Consider the following 12,954-nt stretch of genomic DNA (forward strand, 5'->3'; position numbering starts at 1 on the left):
AATGATCAGGATCGACTTTTCCCAGTTGCACCAGGCCCGCGAAGATGCCGCGGCGGCCATGCCGAGCATCGCCGGCAAGAAGATTCTCATGGGCTTCTGGCACAACTGGCCGGCCGGCGCCGCCGACGGCTACCAGCAGGGCTCGTTCGCCAACATCGCGCTGGAAGACGTGCCGAGCGAGTACAACGTGGTCGCCGTGGCCTTCATGAAAGGGCGCGGCATCCCGACCTTCCAGCCATACAACCTGTCCGACGCGGAGTTTCGCCGCCAGGTCGGCGTGCTCAACGCCCAGGGCCGCGCGGTGCTGATCTCGCTGGGGGGCGCCGACGCGCACATCGAGCTGCACGCCGGGCAGGAGCAGGCGCTGGCCGCCGAGATCGTCCGCCTGGTGGAAACCTACGGTTTCGACGGCCTGGACATCGACCTCGAGCAGAGCGCCATCGACCTGGCCGACAACCAGCGGGTGCTGCCGGCGGCCCTCAAGCTGGTGCGCGAGCACTACGCCGGGCAGGGCAAGCACTTCATCGTCAGCATGGCCCCGGAGTTCCCCTATCTGCACAAGAACGGCAAGTACGTGCCTTATCTGCAGGCCCTGGAAGGCGTCTACGATTTCATCGCGCCGCAGTACTACAACCAGGGCGGCGACGGCCTGTGGGTCCAGGAGGCGAACGGCGGCAAGGGCGCCTGGATCGCGCAGAACAACGACGCGATGAAAGAAGACTTCCTCTACTACCTCACCGAGAGCCTGGCCACCGGCAGCCGCGACTTCGTGCGGATCCCGGCGCAGCGCCTGGCCATCGGCCTGCCGAGCAACGTCGATGCGGCGGCCACCGGCTACGTGATCGATCCCGCCGCGGTGAGCAATGCGTTTCGCCGCCTGGAGGCCGCCGGTCATGCGATCAAGGGCCTGATGACCTGGTCGGTGAACTGGGACGATGGCCTGAACAAGCGCGGCGAGCGCTACAACTGGGAGTTCCGCAAGCGCTACGCCAGCCTCATCCATGACGGCGAGGGCGGCGACCAGCGCCCGGCGGCGCCGCAGGGCCTGCGTCTGCTGGAGCGCGGCGAGACCAGCCTGGTGCTGGCCTGGAACGCCTCCAGCGGGCAGCGTCCGATCGATTACTACAGCCTCTATCGCGACGGCGCCATGGTTGGCCAGAGCGCCGCGCTGGGTTCCACCGACAGCGGCCTGACGGCGGACACCCGCTACAGCTATTTCGTCACCGCCACCGATACCCAGGGCAACCAGTCGCTGCCCAGCGAAGGCCTGGAGGTCAGCACCAGCGGCGGGGCGGTGGATCCGCAATTCCCGCAGTGGCGGGAGAACCAGGCCTACCGGGTCGACGATGGGGTGACCTACGAGGGGCTGCGCTATCTCTGCCTGCAGGCGCACACCTCCAACAGCGGCTGGACGCCGCCGGTAGCCTTCACCCTCTGGCGGCCGCTGCGCTGAGGGGGCGGGCCGGTCCGCGCCGCGGGCCGGCCCTTTGGCCGGCGAGAACCACGCACGGGGCGGTGGCCTATCCATATGCGTTTTCGGTATTTCCGCTTGATCGTTCATGGCGTTTACCATCACAGCATAACTTGTTATAACAAGTGTCCGAGCCACTCCGACGAGCGAATCCGACCATGGGCAAACTGCTCCCGCTTTCTCCCGTGCCGCTGTACAGCCAGCTCAAGGAGCTGCTGCGCGGGCGCATCCTCGACGGCGTCTACCCGCCGCTCAGCCGCATGCCTTCGGAGAACGAGCTGGGCAAGGCCTTCGACGTCAGCCGCATCACCGTGCGCCAGGCGCTCGGCGACCTGCAGAAGGAAGGGCTGATCTTCAAGATCCACGGCAAGGGCACCTTCGTCGCCCGACCGAAGGCGTTCCAGAACGTCAGCACCCTGCAAGGCCTGGGCGAGTCCATGACGCAGATGGGCTACGAGGTCATCAACCGCCTGCACGGCCTGCGCTACCTGCCGGCCGGCGCGCAGGTGGCCGAGCGCCTGCGGGTGGAAGAGGGCAGCCCTGTGTGCGAGATCAAGCGGGTGCGCCTGGTCAACCGCGAGCCGGTTTCGCTGGAAGTCACCTACCTGCCGCAGGCGCTCGGCGAGCGCCTGGAGAAGGCCGACCTGGTGACCCGCGACATCTTCCTGATCCTCGAGAACGATTGCGGCATTCCCCTCGGCCATGCCGACCTGGCCATCGACGCGGTGCTCGCCGATGCCGACCTGACCCGCGCCCTGGCGGTCGAGGAGGGCGCGCCGGTCATGCGCATCGAGCGCCTGACCCATGCCGCCGACGGCGCGCCGCTGGACTTCGAATACCTCTACTACCGCGGCGACGCTTTCCAGTATCGCCTGCGCATCGATCGGCAGAAGGGAGAGCGGGCATGAACACCCTGGAGCAGGAATACGACATCGTGGTGATCGGCGGCGGCACCGCCGGGCCGATGGCGGCGATCAAGGCCAAGGAACACGACCGCGAACTGCGCGTGCTGCTGGTGGACAAGGCCAACGTCAAGCGCAGCGGCGCCATCAGCATGGGCATGGACGGGCTGAACAACGCCATCGTCCCCGGCCACGCCACGGCCGAGCAGTACACCCGGGAAATCACCGTGGCCAACGACGGCATCGTCAACCAGGCGGCGGTATACGCCTATGCCAGCCACAGCTTCGAGACCCTGCGGCAACTGGATCGCTGGGGCGTCAGGTTCGAAAAGGACGAGACCGGCGACTATGCGGTGAAGAAGGTCCACCACATGGGCGCCTATGTGCTGCCGATGCCGGAAGGGCACGACATCAAGAAGGTGCTCTACCGCCAGCTCAAGCGTGCGCGGATCCCGATCGCCAACCGCCTGGTCTGCACCCGCCTGCTCACCGATGCCGAGGGCGCGGTGAACGGCGTACTCGGTTTCGACTGCCGCAGCGGCGACTTCCATGTGATCCGCGCCAAGGCGGTGATCCTCTGCTGCGGCGCGGCGGGCCGCCTGGGCCTGCCGTCCTCGGGCTACCTGATGGGTACCTACGAGAACCCGACCAACGCCGGCGACGGCTACGCCATGGCCTATCATGCCGGCGCCGAGCTGGCCAACCTGGAATGCTTCCAGATCAACCCGCTGATCAAGGACTACAACGGCCCGGCCTGTGCCTACGTCACCGGCCCGCTGGGCGGCTATACCGCCAACGCCAGGGGTGAACGCTTCATCGAATGCGACTACTGGAGCGGGCAGATGATGTGGGAGTTCCACCAGGAACTCGAAGGCGGCAACGGCCCGGTGTTCCTCAAGCTCGACCACCTGGCGGAGGAAACCATCCAGACCATCGAGGACATCCTCCATGGCAACGAACGCCCCAGTCGCGGGCAGTTCCACGCCGGGCGCGGCACCGACTACCGCCAGCAGATGGTCGAGATGCACATTTCCGAGATCGGCTTCTGCTCCGGCCACTCGGCCTCCGGCGTGTGGGTCAACGAGAAGGCCGAGACCAGCGTGAAGGGCCTCTACGCCGCCGGCGACATGGCCGCGGTGCCACACAATTACATGCTCGGCGCCTTCACCTATGGCTGGTTCGCCGGGCGCAACGCCGCCGAATACGTCGCCGGGCGCGCCTTCAGCGCGGTCGACCGCGCCCAGGTCGAGCGCGAGCGTGCGCGGATCGAGGCGCCGCTGCTGCGCGAGCACGGCCTGCCGGCGGCGCAGGTGGAGTACAAGCTGCGCCGGCTGGTCAACGACTACCTGCAGCCGCCCAAGGTGACCCGCAAGATGGAATTGGGCCTGCAACGCATCCAGGCCATCGCCGAGGACCTGGAGCGGATCAAGGCGGACAACCCCCACGAGCTGATGCGCGCCCTGGAGGTCAGCGCGATCCGCGACTGCGCGGAGATGGCCGCGCGCGCCTCGCTGTTCCGCACCGAGAGCCGCTGGGGCCTGTACCACCATCGGGTGGACTATCCGCGGCGCGACGACGAGGCCTGGTTCTGCCACGCGCACCTGAAGAAGGACGAACAGGGGCGCATGGCCAGCTTCAGGAAACCGGTCGAACCCTACCTGTTCGCCATCGACGAGGGCGAACAGCAGGCCTACCAGCGCTTGCGGCTGAGGAACGACGCCGCCTAGGGCCCCGCGCCCCGGCGTAGTACCGCTAGACACCGAGCCCGCCGCCACGAAAGCGGGCCAGATCGAACCACGAGGACCGCGTGCCATGGCCTACCGACCCCAGGACATCTTCTTCCGCAGCAGCGCCCCGGTGACCATCGACGAAGACCGCTGCATCGCCGACAAGGGCTGCACCGTCTGCGTCGAGGTCTGCCCGATGGACCTGCTGGCCATCGATCCGACGACCCGCAAGGCCTACATGGCCTACGACGAGTGCTGGTACTGCATGCCTTGCGAAAAGGACTGCCCGACCGGCGCGGTGAAGGTGGAGATTCCCTACCTGCTGCGCTGACGCCCGCTTCCGGCAAGCGAGGCACAACCCGCCATCCGGCCACTCCCGGACGCCACCCTGAAACACCCCTCGTTTCCCACCACCGTCCGGGTGGCGGAGACGATTCCCATGACCCTGATTCGAGGGGAATCCCCATGCGACTGCGTGCAATCCTGGCCAGCCTGACGCTGGATTTCCCGCGCCCTCGCGACGCCCGGCTGGTGACCAGTGCCGACTTCGTGCGCCTGAAACGCCACTGCCTGGAACTGCTCGACCACGACGACGGCCGCCAGTGGCCGCGCCTGACCCCGCTCGGCCTGCCGCCGGGCATTACCCCGGACCGACTGCGGATCGCCATATGACCTGTGAAAACGCCACACTGCCCGAAATCCTCGAACTGTCGCCGCGCCTGGAGGACGCCGATCCCGGTGTGCGCCGCCTGGCGCTGATCGAACTGGCCGACCTGGAGCTGCCGGAGGCGCTGCCGTTGCTGGTTGCGGCCCTGCGCGGCGATCCCGACCCCGGCGTGCGCGGCGAGGCCGCGCGCCTGCTGGAGGCCTGGGAGGAAGACGCGGTGGTCGATGAGCTCTGCGCGGCCCTGGCCGATCCTCTGCCGGCGGTGGCCGAGGCCGCCGCGCAGAGCCTTGGCGAACTCAAGGAACCGGCCGCCGGGCGGCGCCTGCTGCCGTGGCTCGAGCATGCCGATGCCTTCGTCCGTGCCAGCGTATTGCGTGCGTTGCGCGAACTGCGCCTGGAGGAAAGCGCCGCACCGGCCCTGGCCGCCCTCGGCGACCCGCAGGCGGCGGTGCGCCGCGAGGCGGTGGCGGTGCTCGGCTGGCTCCGCCACCAGCCGGCCCTGGCCGAACTGGCCAGGCTGGCCAGCGCCGACGCCGACCCGGAGGTGCGCCGGGCGGCCACCGGCGCCCTCGGCCTGAGCCGCGAGGCGGCGGTGCTGCCGGCGCTCTGCGCGGCGCTGGCGGACGCCCAATGGCAGGTTCGCGAAGAGGCGGCGACGACCCTTGGCAAGCTGGGCCGGGAGGAGGCCGGCGAGCCGCTGCTGAAAGCACTGGCGGACGACTACTGGCAGGTCCGCCTGCGCGCCGCGCGGGCGCTCGGGCGCTTGCGCCACCGCCCGGCGCGGGAGGCGCTGGAAGCGTTGCTCGGCCATCCCATTGGCAACCTGCGCAAGGAGGCCGCCCTGGCCCTCGGCGAACTGGCGGACCCGGCCTCGGCCCAGGCCTTGCGGGTCGCCGAAGGCGACGGCGATCCCGAGGTGCGCAAGGCGGTGCGCATCGCCCTGGCGCAACTGCGGGTGCCGGCATGACCCAGCCGCCGCTGCGCCTGCGCAATGCCGCCAGGGACGGCTGGCTGATTCTCGAATGGGCGGACGGCGCGGTCAGCCGGATCGACCATGCCCGCTTGCGCGCCGCCTGTCCCTGTGCGCAATGCCGGGCGCAGCGCCTGCGCGGACGGATCGACGCGGCGGAGCAGGGCGTGCGCCTGCGCGATATCCGCCTGCAGGGCTACGGCGTGCAGTTGGTGTTCGACGATGGTCACGAGCGCGGTATCTACCCCTGGTCCTATCTGCGCGACGAACTCTGAGCGGAGGATTGTTTCGCTATCGGAAACAACGTGAAGCGCGCTCATGGGTATCAGGTTGTTTCCGCGCTCCGCGATCTTCACCGTAGCCGCTCTGCGCCTCGGTCGTCCTGAGCGAGAGCGCCAGGGCTTGGCTTCGTTGTCGTTTATGTAACAGTGTTTTCCAGCCTGAAACGTTTCAGCTTTGCCCGCAAAGTCCTTATCATTCGCAAATTAACCATTGTTCTGCTTGGCTCAGATCATGAGCCCTCTTCATATACCCTTGTTCCTGGCAAGGGTATCGAGGGAGTAGAGCGGTCGCTGCATGCGACCAGTCGACCATTCGCAACGAGGAAGCGTTCGCGTGAAATCCCATCTTCTCCGTCCGGCCCTGCGCCCCGTGGCGGGCAGCCTGCTGTCCGCCTCCCTGCTGTGCAACGCGGCGCACGCCGCCGAGGCGTTCTCGCCGAACTCGAAATGGATGCTCGGCGACTGGGGCGGCAAGCGCACCGAGCTGCTGGAGAAGGGCTACGACTTCAAGCTGGAGTATGTCGGCGAGGCGGCGGCCAACCTCGACGGCGGCTATGACGACGACAAGACCGGGCGCTACACCGACCAGTTCGCTCTGGGCGTGCACATGGACCTGGAGAAGATCCTCGGCTGGAAGGCCACCGAGTTCCAGTTCACCGTCACCGAGCGCAACGGCAAGAACCTTTCCAACGACCGCATCGGCGACCCGCGTGCCGGGCACATCAGCTCGGTGCAGGAGGTCTGGGGCCGCGGGCAGACCTGGCGGCTGACCCAGTTGTGGCTCAAGCAGCAGTACTTCGACGGCGCGCTGGACGTGAAATTCGGCCGTTTCGGCGAGGGCGAGGACTTCAACAGCTTCCCCTGCGATTTCCAGAACCTGGCCTTCTGCGGCTCGCAGGTGGGCAACTGGGCGGGGAGCATCTGGTACAACTGGCCGGTCAGCCAGTGGGCGTTGCGGGTGAAGTACAACTTCGCGCCGGACTGGTACGTGCAGGTCGGCGCCTACGAGCAGAACCCGTCGAACCTGGAGACCGGCAACGGCTTCAAGATGAGCGGCAGCGGGACCAAGGGCGCGCTGCTGCCGGTGGAGCTGATCTGGCAGCCGAAGGTCGGCGCCGAGCAACTGCCGGGCGAGTACCGGCTGGGTTACTACTACAGCACGGCGAAGGCCGATGACGTCTACGACGACGTCGACGGCCAGCCGCAGGGGCTGACCGGCAACGACTTCAAGTCGCGCGGCAGCAAGCATGGCTGGTGGGTGGTGGCGCAGCAGCAGGTCACTTCGCACAACGGCGATGCCTCGCGCGGGTTGAGCCTGTTCGCCAACCTGACGGTCCACGACAAGGCGACCAACGTGGTGGACAACTACCAGCAGCTCGGGGTGGTCTACAAGGGTCCGTTCGATGCGCGGCCGAAGGACGACATCGGCCTGGGCATCGCGCGCATCCACGTCAACGACGATGTGAAGAAGCGCCAGCGCCTGGTGAACCAGGTGAACGGCATCGACGACTACGACAACCCGCTGTACCAGCCGCTGCAGGACACCGAGTACAACGCCGAGCTGTACTACGGGGTGCATGTGACCGACTGGCTGACGGTGCGGCCGAACCTGCAATACATCAAGCAGCCGGGCGGGGTCGACGAGGTCGACAACGCGCTGGTGGCGGGGATCAAGATCCAGACGGTGTTCTAGGCTGTTGCTTCGGACAACCGCGATTCGGTCATGGCCAGCGGCCATTTCTTCAGCGCCGCCCAACGCGGCGCGGCGGGCTGAACAGCCCGGCGTGCAGAACGTAATAGGAGAGTAAGCAATGCCTGTCATCAACCCCGAAGGGAGTACCGGACGATGAGCGAAGGTAACCACAGTCGATCGCGCCTGCTGCCGAGCCTGCTCGGCCTGTTGATCCTGCTGTCCGGCCTGGCGCTGCTGGCCGGCGGCATCAAGCTGGCGAGCCTGGGCGGCTCGCTGTACTACCTGCTGGCCGGCATCGGCCTGGCCCTGAGCGGGCTATTGCTGCTGCTGGGCAAGCGTGCGGCGCTAGGCCTGTACGCTCTGGTGCTGTTCGCCAGCACCGTCTGGGCGCTGTGGGAAGTCGGCCTGGACTGGTGGCAACTGGTGCCGCGCCTGGCTCTGTGGTTCGTCTTCGGCCTGCTGCTCTGGCTGCCCTGGTTCCGCCGCCCGCTGCTGGCCGAGGGGCCGGCGCCGCTGGGCACCGCGGCGCTGGGCGTGGCGGTGGTCCTGGCCGGCGCCGCCGCGGTGGGCAGCCAGTTCACCAATCCGGGGCAGATCGTCGGTCGCATCGACCGCGACAGCGGCATGACCAGCACCGCCCCGGCGATGCCGGACGGCGACTGGCAGGCCTACGGCCGCACCGAGTTCGGCGACCGCTACTCGCCGTTGAAGCAGATCACCCCGGCCAACGTCGGCCAGCTCGAGGAAGCCTGGCGCATCCGTACCGGCGACCTGCCGACCGCCGACGATCCGCTCGAACTGACCAACGAGAACACCCCGCTGAAGGTCAACGGCATGCTCTACGCCTGCACCGCGCACAGCAAGGTGCTGGCCCTCGACCCGGACACCGGCGCGGAAATCTGGCGCTTCGACCCGCAGATCCAGAGCCCGGTAGGCTTCAAGGGCTTCGCCCACATGACTTGCCGTGGCGTCTCCTACTACGACGAAGAGCAGTACGCCAGGAGCGACGTCGGCGCGCCGCCGGCCGCGCTCTCCGAGGCCGGCAAGGCGGTCGCCGCCAGTTGTCCGCGGCGCCTGTTCCTGCCCACCGCCGACGCCCGCCTGATCGCGATCAACGCCGACAACGGCAAGGTCTGCGAGGACTTCGGGGTCAAGGGCGCGGTCGACCTGACGGTCGGCATCGGTCCGTTCACCCCGGGCGGCTACTACTCCACCTCGCCGGCGGCGGTCACCCGCAACCTGGTGATCATCGGCGGCCACGTCACCGACAACGAGTCGACCAACGAGCCGTCCGGGGTGATCCGCGCCTTCGACGTGCACGACGGCAAGCTGGTGTGGAACTGGGACAGCGGCAACCCGGACGAGACCGAGCCCCTGGCCCCCGGCAAGTTCTATACCCGCAACTCGCCGAACATGTGGTCGCTGGCCAGCGTCGACGAGAAGCTCGGCCAGGTCTACCTGCCGCTGGGCAACCAGATGCCCGACCAGTGGGGCGGCAACCGCACCCCCGGCGCCGAGAAGTTCAGCGCCGGCCTGGTGGCCCTCGACCTGAACACCGGCAAGCTGCGCTGGAACTACCAGTTCACCCACCACGACCTGTGGGACATGGACGTCGGCAGCCAGCCGACCCTGCTCGACCTGAAGACCGCCGATGGCGTCAAGCCGGCGCTGATCGCGCCGACCAAGCAGGGCAGCCTGTACGTGCTGGACCGCCGCGACGGCACGCCGATCGTGCCGATCCGCGAAGTGCCGGCGCCGCAGGGCGCGGTGGAGGGCGATCATACCGCGCCGACCCAGGCGCGTTCCGACCTCAACCTGCTGCGCCCGCCGCTGACCGAGCGCGACATGTGGGGCAGCAGCCCGTTCGACCAGATGCTCTGCCGCATCCAGTTCCGCTCGCTGCGCTACGAGGGCCAGTACACCCCGCCGTCGGAGCAGGGCAGCCTGATCTATCCGGGCAACGTCGGGGTGTTCAACTGGGGCGGGGTGTCGGTCGACCCGGTGCGCCAGATCCTCTTCACCAGCCCCAACTACATGGCCTTCGTCTCGCAGATGGTGCCGCGCGACAAGGTGCCCAGCGGAAGCAAGCGCGAGGGCGAGACCAGCGGCGTGCAGCCGAACACCGGCGCGCCCTACGCGGTGATCATGCATCCGTTCATGTCGCCCATCGGCCTGCCGTGCCAGGCGCCGTCCTGGGGTGACGTGGCGGGTATCGACCTGACCACCGCCAAGGTCGTCTGGCAGCACAAGAACGGCACCAGCCGCGACAACACCCCGGTGCCGATCGGCCTCACCGTCGGCGTACCAAGCATGGGCGGCTCGATCACCACCGCCGGCGGCGTGGCCTTCCTCAGCGGTACGCTCGACCAGTACCTGCGCGCCTACGACGTGAAGGACGGCAAGCAGCTCTGGCAGGCGCGCCTGCCGGCCGGCGGCCAGGCCACGCCGATGAGCTACACCGGCAAGGACGGTCGCCAGTACGTGCTGATCGTCGCTGGCGGACACGGCTCCTTCGGCACCCGCATGGGCGACTACATCATCGCCTACGCCCTGCCCAGGCAATGACCCGCCCACCGGGAGCCCACAGCCGGCTCCCGGCCTTCCGGGCCTCGGCCCGGAAGGGGCTTTGCCAAGGGGAGGCGCGTTCCCGCCCTTGGCAAAGCCCCTTCGATACCTTGCGACCCGCGGAACCCTGCATGCCGTCCCGACCCCGTCCCAGCTTCGTCTCCCACCTGTTGCCCGGCTCCCTGGCGCTCTGCGGCCTGGCCATCGCCTGCGCCGTCCAGGGCGAGGAGCGACGCAGCCTCGAACCCATGGTGGTGACCGGCAGCTACAACCCCAGCGATACCTTCGACCTGCCGTTCTCGGTGGATAGCATCGAGCGCCGGCAGATCGCCGACGGCCAGCTCGGCATCAACCTCTCCGAAGTCCTGCCGCGGGTACCCGGCCTGGTGGTGCAGAACCGCCAGAACTACGCCCAGGACCTGCAAGTCTCCTCGCGCGGCTACGGCGCCCGCTCGGCCTTCGGTATCCGCGGGCTGAAGCTGCTCGCCGACGGCATCCCGGCCAGCACGCCGGATGGCCAGGGCCAGGCCGCGACCCTCAACCTCGACGTCGCCGAGCGCATCGAGGTACTGCGCGGGCCGGCCTCGACGATCTACGGCAGCAACGCCGGCGGGGTGATCCAGATGTTCTCCCGCGACGGCCAGGGCGCCCCGCGGGTCGGCGCGGAAACCACCGTCGGCAGCGATGGCCTGAGCCGCAACCACCTGTACACGGAAGGCGAGGGCGACGGGGTCGGTTTCCTGGTGGATGCCTCGCGGATGGACACCGACGGCTACCGCGACCACAGCGCCGCGCGCCGCGACCAGACCTTCGCCAAGCTCAACTTCAGGCCCGACGCCGACAGCCGCCTGGCGCTGATCTACAGCAGCCTGGAGCAGAACGACACTGAAGATCCGCTGGGGCAGACCTGGGACGCCTACAAGCACGACCCGCGCTCCGTCACCGCCAACGCCGAGCTGTACGACACGCGCAAGAGCATCGACCACCAGCAGGCCGGGATGAACTACGAGCGCTACTTCGGCGAGGCGACCTTGCAGGTCAACGCCTACGTGGGCAAGCGCAGTGTCGTGCAGTATCAGGCGATACCCAAGCAGATAGGATGCGAGAGTAATCCGCGTTGCCAGAGGAATGGCGCGGTGATCGACTTCGACCGCGACTTCCACGGTGGCACCGTGCGCTGGCTGCAACCGGTACGCCAGGCGCCGGGCGAGCTGAACCTGACCGTCGGCCTCGACTACGACCAGAGCCGCGACGACCGTCGCGGCTACCAGAACTTCAACGGCGACCAGCTCGGCGTGAAGGGCGAGTTGCGCCGCGACGAGGTGGACACCGCCACCAGCCTCGATCCCTACCTGCAGGCGAGCTGGGCCATCGACGCCTGGACCCTGCAGGCCGGGGTGCGCCACAGCACCATGAAGATGGAGGTCGACGACCGCTACCTGAGCAACGGCGATGCCAGCGGCTCGCGGCGCTACCGGAAGAACACCCCATCGTTCTCGGTGATGTACGCCTTCACCCCCGACCTGCACGGCTACCTCAGCGCCGGCAAGGGCTTCGAGACCCCGACCCAGGCGGAGATGGCCTATGCGCCGGTGGCGGCGAACGCGCCGGACGTCTTCAACTTCGGCCTCAAGCCGGCCACCAGCAGCCAGTACGAAGCCGGGCTGAAGGCGCGCCTGTGGGGCAATACGCGGGTCAACGCGGCGATCTTCCAGATCCGCACCGAGGACGAGATCGTCGTCGCCAGCTCCCTCGGCGGTCGCACCAGCTACCAGAACGCCGGCAAGACCCTGCGCCGCGGCTTCGAACTGGGCGTGGAGAGCGAACTGAGCGAGCACTGGAACGCCAACCTGGCCTATACCCGGCTATCCGCCACCTACGATTCGGATTTCGAGGCCGGCGGCAAGACCATCGGCAAGGGCAAGCACCTGCCGGGCGTGCCGGAAAGCAGCCTGTTCGGCGAACTGGTATGGAAGCCCGTGGAGGGCATCAGCATGGGCTGGGAAGGCATGTACCGCAGCCAGGTCTACGTCGAGGACAGCAACAGCGAAAAGGCCGCGCCGAGCTATGCGGTATTCAACTGGCGCACCCGCTTCGAACAGCGCCTGGGGGCCTGGACCTTCCACCAGCTGGTGCGCCTGGACAACCTGTTCGACCGCCAGTACGTCGGCTCGGTCATCGTCGGCGACGGCAACCGGCGTTACTACGAAGCGGCCCCCGGGCTGTCCTGGTACGCGGGAGCCGGGGTCGAATACCAGTTCTGAAGTGCCGGATGCGCTTGTTCGCGCTACCCGGCCAGCCCTTGTCAGCGTCGTCAATTCCGATTACTGTATGGATGTACAGTAATCGGAATTCGCCTGCCTGCGCGACAAGGAGCACCGATCATGAGCCACAACCTTGCCGAACTGCCGCTGTCCCGACGCCGCGCCCTGGAGCGCGAGAAACAGGCCTGCCTGCGCCTCCACCTGTCCCGCAATCGTGCCAGCGAACGCCTGGAGCGCGCCGTGCGCGACGAAGTCGAGCGCCTGCTGGGTGCCCGCGAACGCCAGGGGGCCGGCTGGCCGGAGTGGGTCAGCGCGGAACTCTGCGTGGCGGACGACCCGCTCTTCGTACGCAAGGTGGTGGCGCGTCTGAAAGCCGCGGTGGACTGGCAGCGCCAGCGCGCAGCCTGAGCGTTG

Annotated in this window: 10 protein-coding genes and 1 pseudogene; all 11 read left to right on the plus strand. The window is 68.0% G+C overall.

Going from position 1 to position 12,954, the window contains the following annotated elements; all coding sequences use genetic code 11:
• Position 1: 1 nt before the first annotated feature.
• The 11 genes and pseudogenes from VQ067_RS14065 (at position 2) to VQ067_RS14115 (ending at position 12,948) form a co-directional block, all read left to right on the plus strand.
• A complete protein-coding gene (locus tag VQ067_RS14065) occupies positions 2-1,453 on the plus strand; it encodes a carbohydrate-binding protein (RefSeq protein WP_003089363.1) in 1,452 nt (483 codons plus the stop codon).
• A gap of 176 nt (positions 1,454-1,629) precedes the next feature.
• On the plus strand, positions 1,630-2,379 hold the full coding sequence (locus VQ067_RS14070; protein WP_023097602.1) for a GntR family transcriptional regulator: 750 nt from the start codon (positions 1,630-1,632) through the stop codon (positions 2,377-2,379).
• The gene (locus tag VQ067_RS14075) at positions 2,376-4,100 is read left to right on the plus strand and encodes a fumarate reductase/succinate dehydrogenase flavoprotein subunit (RefSeq protein WP_003139390.1); all 1,725 of its coding nucleotides are present in this window, start codon (positions 2,376-2,378) and stop codon (positions 4,098-4,100) included. The genes VQ067_RS14070 and VQ067_RS14075 overlap by 4 nt, the downstream gene beginning before the upstream one ends.
• Positions 4,101-4,185: 85 nt before the next feature.
• Positions 4,186-4,431: a 4Fe-4S dicluster domain-containing protein gene (locus tag VQ067_RS14080; RefSeq protein WP_003089354.1), complete on the plus strand. Its 246-nt coding sequence runs from the start codon at positions 4,186-4,188 to the stop codon at positions 4,429-4,431.
• A 149-nt stretch (positions 4,432-4,580) separates the two neighbouring features.
• Positions 4,581-4,772, plus strand: a pseudogene (locus VQ067_RS14085) (ABC transporter ATP-binding protein); the annotation flags it as partial.
• Entirely contained in the window at positions 4,769-5,734 is a 966-nt protein-coding gene (locus tag VQ067_RS14090) for a HEAT repeat domain-containing protein (RefSeq protein ID WP_033990524.1), read from the plus strand. The pseudogene VQ067_RS14085 and the gene VQ067_RS14090, both read left to right, overlap by 4 nt.
• Positions 5,731-6,012 carry a DUF971 domain-containing protein gene (locus VQ067_RS14095; RefSeq protein WP_003112225.1) on the plus strand — a complete coding sequence of 94 codons (282 nt, stop codon included), beginning with the start codon at positions 5,731-5,733 and terminating at the stop codon, positions 6,010-6,012. Before VQ067_RS14090 ends, VQ067_RS14095 begins: the two co-directional genes overlap by 4 nt.
• 301 nt (positions 6,013-6,313) lie before the next feature.
• Complete coding sequence (gene oprB, locus VQ067_RS14100; protein ID WP_152934953.1) at positions 6,314-7,711, plus strand: carbohydrate porin OprB; 1,398 nt, start codon at positions 6,314-6,316, stop codon at positions 7,709-7,711.
• A gap of 153 nt (positions 7,712-7,864) precedes the next feature.
• Positions 7,865-10,276, plus strand: a complete 2,412-nt coding sequence (locus VQ067_RS14105; protein ID WP_023095609.1) for a glucose/quinate/shikimate family membrane-bound PQQ-dependent dehydrogenase — start codon at positions 7,865-7,867, stop codon at positions 10,274-10,276.
• 131 nt (positions 10,277-10,407) lie between these two features.
• A complete protein-coding gene (locus tag VQ067_RS14110) occupies positions 10,408-12,540 on the plus strand; it encodes a TonB-dependent receptor family protein (protein WP_033991569.1) in 2,133 nt (710 codons plus the stop codon).
• Between the two features lie 120 nt (positions 12,541-12,660).
• Complete coding sequence (locus VQ067_RS14115) at positions 12,661-12,948, plus strand: hypothetical protein (protein ID WP_003089338.1); 288 nt, start codon at positions 12,661-12,663, stop codon at positions 12,946-12,948.
• The last annotated feature ends 6 nt before the right edge of the window (positions 12,949-12,954 follow it).

This window comes from Pseudomonas sp. KBN12P06040 (genome assembly GCF_037574965.1).
Lineage (GTDB): Bacteria > Pseudomonadota > Gammaproteobacteria > Pseudomonadales > Pseudomonadaceae > Pseudomonas > Pseudomonas aeruginosa.

Excerpts from the sequence above, each read along its gene's own strand:
- VQ067_RS14095 (WP_003112225.1), top strand. The coding sequence starts at position 5,731 with ATGACCCAGCCGCCGCTGCGCCTGCGCAATGCCGCCAGGGACGGCTGG.
- VQ067_RS14105 (WP_023095609.1), top strand. The coding sequence starts at position 7,865 with ATGAGCGAAGGTAACCACAGTCGATCGCGCCTGCTGCCGAGCCTGCTC.
- VQ067_RS14115 (WP_003089338.1), top strand. The coding sequence starts at position 12,661 with ATGAGCCACAACCTTGCCGAACTGCCGCTGTCCCGACGCCGCGCCCTG.
- VQ067_RS14075 (WP_003139390.1), top strand. The coding sequence starts at position 2,376 with ATGAACACCCTGGAGCAGGAATACGACATCGTGGTGATCGGCGGCGGC.
- VQ067_RS14090 (WP_033990524.1), top strand. The coding sequence starts at position 4,769 with ATGACCTGTGAAAACGCCACACTGCCCGAAATCCTCGAACTGTCGCCG.
- VQ067_RS14070 (WP_023097602.1), top strand. The coding sequence starts at position 1,630 with ATGGGCAAACTGCTCCCGCTTTCTCCCGTGCCGCTGTACAGCCAGCTC.
- VQ067_RS14080 (WP_003089354.1), top strand. The coding sequence starts at position 4,186 with ATGGCCTACCGACCCCAGGACATCTTCTTCCGCAGCAGCGCCCCGGTG.
- oprB (WP_152934953.1), top strand. The coding sequence starts at position 6,314 with ATGCGACCAGTCGACCATTCGCAACGAGGAAGCGTTCGCGTGAAATCC.
- VQ067_RS14065 (WP_003089363.1), top strand. The coding sequence starts at position 2 with ATGATCAGGATCGACTTTTCCCAGTTGCACCAGGCCCGCGAAGATGCC.
- VQ067_RS14110 (WP_033991569.1), top strand. The coding sequence starts at position 10,408 with ATGCCGTCCCGACCCCGTCCCAGCTTCGTCTCCCACCTGTTGCCCGGC.